This window comes from Rhodococcus sp. BS-15 (assembly GCF_000813105.1).
Classification (GTDB): domain Bacteria; phylum Actinomycetota; class Actinomycetes; order Mycobacteriales; family Mycobacteriaceae; genus Rhodococcoides.
Genome location: NZ_BAOX01000305.1, coordinates 1 through 5,679 on the forward strand (window position 1 = coordinate 1; position 5,679 = coordinate 5,679).

Consider the following 5,679-nt stretch of genomic DNA (forward strand, 5'->3'; position numbering starts at 1 on the left):
CAGCGCCGGCCGCACCGTCGCACCGTTCAAGGTGGGTCCGGACTACATCGACCCCGGATATCACTCGCTCGCGGCCGGGCTCCCCGGCCGCAACCTCGACGCGGTGATGGTCGGTGCCGACCGCATCGGGCCCCTGTTCCGACACGGCAGTCGGGGCTGCGACATCGCGGTCGTCGAGGGTGTCATGGGACTGTTCGACGGCAAGATCGATATGACCGGCCCGGGGGAGGCCTCCGCCGAGGGATCGACCGCACGAGTGGCCGCCATGCTCGGTGCCCCGGTGATCCTGGTGGTCGACGCCCGCGGCCACAGTCAGTCGCTCGCCGCTGTGCTGCACGGGTTCTCGACGTTCGACGCCAGCGTCCGCATCGGCGGTGTGATTCTCAATCGCGTCGGCAGTCAGCGGCACGAGGACGTATTGCGTCAAGCGTGCGAACGGGTGGGCGTTCCGGTACTCGGCGCGTTGCCGCGCATGAGCGAACTGGTGGTCCCGTCACGGCATCTCGGGTTGATCACCGCAGTCGAACACGGGGGTGCCGCAACCGATGCCGTGGACGCGATGAGCGCTCTCGTCTCCCGGTTCGTCGACATCGAGGCAGTGAGCGCGCTGGCTCGATCGTCGGTGACAGCGCCGCAGTGGTCCCCGGAGAACGAGGTACGTACTTCCGAGGGATCGCCCGTGATCGCGGTGGCCGGTGGCCCCGCATTCACCTTCGGCTACACCGAACACGTCGAACTGCTCCGCGCAGCCGGGGCCGACGTCGCCGTGTTCGACCCGCTGCGTGACGGATTGCCGCCCGGCACAGCAGGAGTGGTACTCCCCGGCGGATTCCCGGAAGAACATGCGGCCGCACTGTCGGCGAACGAACTACTGCTCGCCGACATTCGAGCAGCGGCAGCCCAGGGCTTGCCGATCCATGCCGAGTGCGCCGGATTGCTGTATCTGGCACGGCGATTGGACGGTCATGCCATGGCGGGGGTCGTCGACGTGGACGCGGAATTCGGGAACACCCTCACTCTGGGATATCGCGATGCGGTTGCCCTCCAATCGTCGACGCTGTTCGACGCGGGTGCCCGCGTCACCGGACACGAGTTCCACCGAACGAAACTCGTGGGAGTGGAGCCTGCAGTAACGAACCGATTCAGGGACGTCCGCGAGAGCGCCCCGGCCGCCTGGGGCTGGCACAAGCAGAGCCCCGACGGCAGAACTGCGGCGCGCGAGGGCTTCGTGCAGGGCGGCGTCCACGCGTCCTACCTGCACACCCACGCCGCAGGGAATCCCGAGTCGATCACCCGATTCGTCTCCGCCGCAGTCGACTACGCGCGAGTGTAGGGGGGCGCGAGAATGCGGGTGGTCATCGGAATCGGTGCCCGAGCCGGCGTCGACGCCGCCGACGTCGTGGCCGCGATCTCGACGGTGCTGCAACCGAACTGGCGAGTCGAGGCCATCGCCTCGATCGACCGGAAAGCAGAACTGGTGGCGGCGGTGGCGTCGAGCATGGGGGTTCGGGGAGTCACTTACTCGGCAGAGGAACTCTCGTCGGTGTCGACTCCCCACACATCTCGGCGGGTGTACGACGCCGTGGGGAGTACGAGCGTGGCCGAAGCCGCGACCCTGCTCGCAGGCTCGGCGCAGCAGTTGCTGATCCCGCGAACGGTCGGCGGAAGAGTCACCGTTGCTGTCGCCGCGGTGAGCGAGGTCGCGGCGAATTCGCCCGACTGACTGGCGAAAGCCGGCCGACGAGGGCACTGTGAATCGAATGACTTCCGACAGCACCGTCCTACTCGGCCCGATCGTGCGGTACGTCGGCACCGAGACGGCGACCCTGTGGTTCGAGATGGCCGAATCGGCGAACATTACGGTCGTCACCGACGCCGACGTCCGGGGTTCCGAACGAACGTGGGGGGTGCACGGCCACCACTACGCGCTGGTGCCGCTCGAGGGATTACCGGCCAACGCGACGGTGCACTACGAGGTGTTCGTCGACGAGCGTCGCGTGTGGCCCCCGGAGGGTCGGACGGCCGCCATCCACACCGTCGATGCCGATGGACCCGTCACGTTGGCCTTCGGGTCGTGTCGGCGGGGTGACAACTACAGCGACGAATCGTTGAAGCAGATCGGAGCCGACGCCTTGGCCGGGCTGGGGAATGCGCTGATCGAGGAGGATCCGAGCCGATGGCCGCAGGCGCTGCTGCTCCTCGGTGATCAGGTCTACGCCGACGACCCGTCGCCGGAGATCGTCGAACGACTTCAGGCGCGCCGAAGCTCGGGCGAGGGACCGCAGAGCGCCATCGGTACCGACGCGGAGAACGAGATCTGCGATTTCGAGGAGTACTCCTGGCTGTACCGGGAATCGTGGGGACTCGAGCCGGTGCGAACTCTGATGGCGAGCATCCCGTCGTGCATGATTCTCGACGACCACGATCTGCGCGACGACTGGAACTCGTCCGCGTCGTGGCGGCGGGACATCGTGACTCGGCCGTGGTGGAACGATCGAGTCATCGGCGCGTACTCGTCCTACTGGGTGTACCAGCACCTGGGCAACCTCTCGCCCAAGGAACTGGCGCAGGACGAGATGTACGCCGCAGTTCGGTCGGCCGATACCGACGCCGATCGTGAAAAGCTGTTGGCCGACTTCGCGTTACGCGTGGACCGCAAGCCCGAGACCGGCCGCTGGAGCTTCTATCGCGATTTCGGTGATACCCGGCTGATCATGATCGATTCGCGATGTTCGCGGAATCTGGATCCGGACAACCGAGAGATGGTGGACGAGAAGGAATGGGCGTGGGTACGCGAGCGCGCACTCGAAGAAACCCCGCGGCACTTGCTGTTCGGTTCGTCGTTGCCCTATCTCATGCTGCCTGCCCTGCACTACCTCGAACAATGGAACGAGGCTGTGGCGCAGGGGAGTTGGGGATCCATGCCGGCCAAGGTGGCCGAGAAGATGCGGATCGGCCTCGATCTCGAACACTGGGCGGCCTTCACCAACTCGTTCAACGACATGGCGGCGTTGACGCGTGAGCTCTCGCGCGGCGAGAACAAACCCGCCTCGATCATGTGGCTCTCGGGCGACGTGCACTGCTCGTACGTGGCGAACGCGGACTTCGGGGTCGGCGGGCGCGAGGTACCGGCCACGTATCAGCTGACCATGTCGCCGTTCCGCAATCCGCTCGATCTGCCGATTCGTGCGGTCAACAAGCTGGCCATCAAACGTCCCGCCGCCCGCATTCTGTCGAAACTGGCGCGCGCGGCACACGTGGGCCCGTCCGGTGTCGAGTGGGAGGCCGAGGCAGGACCCTGGTTCGACAACGGTGTCATGCTGCTGACCCTGCACGGCGACTCCGCTCGGTTGCGGGTGCACCACGCCCACGTCGACGACGCCGGTAAGCAGGTTCTCACCGAGACATCGACCCTGGCCCTCGCCTAGAGAAGACACTGGCCCTCGCCCAGCGGACGAGTAAACGATTGGCCATCGCCGGGCCGATGAGGTTGGCTGGTTCGTTGTGGCCCACCTCGAACTCAACGACATCGTCTACTTCCTGCCCGACGGACGGCAGCTCCTCAACGGTGTCGGGTTTCGCGTCGGCGACGGTGCCAAGACCGCCCTCATCGGCCCCAACGGAACCGGCAAGACGACACTGACGCGCATCATCGCAGGCGACGAGACCCCCGACGAGGGGTCGGTGTCGCGCTCCGGCTCGCTCGGGGTGATGCGGCAGTTCGTCGGCCAGCTGCGAGACGACTCGACCGTTCGTGATCTGCTGCTGTCGGTTGCCTCCCCGGCCGTGCAGACGGCCGCTGCGGCCCTCGACGCCGCCGAGAACACGATGATCGAGGTCGACGACGAGAAGACCCAGATGAAATACGCGCAGGCCCTGTCGGATTGGGGCGATGTCGGCGGTTACGACCTCGAGCCGTTCTGGGACAAGGTCACCACAGCAGCACTCGGAATGCCGTTCGACCGCGCGAAGTGGCGCGCTGCGTCGACCCTCAGCGGCGGTGAGCAGAAGCGCCTCGTACTCGAAGCGTTGTTCGCCGGCTCGGACAATCTGTTGCTTCTCGACGAACCGGACAACTACCTCGATGTGCCGGGCAAGCGCTGGCTCGAAGCGACCATTCGGGATTCCGACAAGTCCGTTCTGTTCATCAGCCACGACCGAGAGCTCATCGCCAACGCCGCGAACCGGATCGTGACGTTGGAACCGGGCGTCAGCGGTGCCACCTCCTGGGTGCACGGCGGCGGGTTCGCGACGTATCACGCCGCGCGTGAGGACCGGAATGCTCGGCTCGACGAACTGCGACGGCGGTGGGACGAGGAACTGGTCAAACTCCGGGCGCTGGTGCTGCGCCTACGGGAGAAGGCCAAATTCAACGACGGGGTCGCCGCTCGCTACCACGCGTCCCAGACTCGGTTGGCCAAGTTCGAGGAGGCCGGACCGCCCGAAGCGGTGCCGTTGAAGCAGCACGTCACCGTGCGTCTGCGTGGTGGCCGAACTGCCAAGCGCGCGTTGGTCTGTACGGGTCTGGAACTGACCGGATTGATGAAGCCGTTCGACACCGAGATCTGGTACGGCGACCGCGTCGCGGTGCTGGGCTCCAACGGTTCCGGCAAATCGCACTTCCTTCGATTGCTGGCCAACGGTGGCACCGATCCCGAGAAGGAGCACGAGCCGGTTCAGGAACTGGCACTCGATCCGGTTCCGCACACCGGCACCGCGGTGCTCGGCGCTCGCGTCCGGCCCGGGCTGTTCGCCCAGACCCACACTCGGCCGGATCTCGCGGGCAACACGCTCCTCGACATCTTGCACATGGGCAACGAACACCGCGACGGAATGGGCCGGGAGGCCGCCAGTAGGGCACTGGACCGCTACGGTCTGGCCCGAGCCGCCGAACAGTCGTACGACAACCTTTCCGGCGGCCAGCAGGCGCGCGTGCAGATTCTGCTCCTCGAACTCTCCGGTGCCACCCTGCTGCTGTTGGACGAGCCGACCGACAACCTCGACCTCATGTCCGCCGACGCACTCGAAGACGCGATCGCAGCGTTCGACGGCACCGTCATCGCCGTGACCCACGACCGCTGGTTCGCCCGCAGCTTCGACCGATTCCTCGTGTTCGGCAGCACCGGTCAGGCCTACGAATCCGATGAGCCATATGGGACGAAAAGCGGGTGCAGCGCGCGCGGTAGCGTTTCCTCTCGTGAACGCGACTGACTCTCCCTATCTGGTCGGCCTCAATCTGGAAGGTCGACGCGTCGTCGTGGTCGGTGGCGGCACCGTCGCGCAGCGTCGATTGCCGCTGCTGATCTCCTGTGGTGCCGTGGTACACGTCATCACTCGGGAGGCCACGCCCGCTGTGGAGGCGATGGCGACCTTCGGACAGGTGACGATGGAGTTGCGTGATTATCGGGAGGGCGACCTCGCCGATGCCTGGTACGCCGTCGCGTGCACCGACGAGGCCGAGACCAACATCGCCATCGTTGCCGAAGCCACTGCGTCCAGGATCTTCTGCGTGCGAGCCGACATCGCCAAGGACGGCACCGCGGTCACCCCGGCGTCGGCCGAGTGGGACGGGCTGACCCTCGGTGTCCTCGCCGGCGGCGAGCACCGTCGATCGGCCGCGGTCCGCAATGCCGTGATCGAAGCTCTGCAGTCCGGTGTGGTCGCCGATTCGGCACATGC

Annotated in this window: 5 protein-coding genes; all 5 read left to right on the top strand. The window is 66.4% G+C overall.

Annotation, left to right across the window (positions count from 1 at the left end):
- A partial coding sequence (locus RHBS_RS23370; RefSeq protein ID WP_128646536.1) for a cobyrinate a,c-diamide synthase occupies positions 1–1,333 on the top strand: 1,333 nt, incomplete at its 5' end.
- Between the two features lie 12 nt (positions 1,334–1,345).
- Positions 1,346–1,723 (top strand): cobalamin biosynthesis protein, encoded by a 378-nt coding sequence (locus tag RHBS_RS23375; protein WP_121870122.1) that lies wholly within the window; start codon positions 1,346–1,348, stop codon positions 1,721–1,723.
- Between the two features lie 37 nt (positions 1,724–1,760).
- The gene (locus RHBS_RS23380) at positions 1,761–3,428 is read left to right on the top strand and encodes an alkaline phosphatase D family protein (protein ID WP_183130171.1); all 1,668 of its coding nucleotides are present in this window, start codon (positions 1,761–1,763) and stop codon (positions 3,426–3,428) included.
- A gap of 76 nt (positions 3,429–3,504) precedes the next feature.
- A complete protein-coding gene (locus RHBS_RS23385; protein WP_236745406.1) occupies positions 3,505–5,211 on the top strand; it encodes an ABC-F family ATP-binding cassette domain-containing protein in 1,707 nt (568 codons plus the stop codon).
- Positions 5,198–5,679, top strand: a 482-nt coding sequence (locus RHBS_RS23390; protein WP_374700651.1) for a bifunctional precorrin-2 dehydrogenase/sirohydrochlorin ferrochelatase, incomplete at its 3' end; no start/stop codon positions are given. The genes RHBS_RS23385 and RHBS_RS23390, both read left to right, overlap by 14 nt.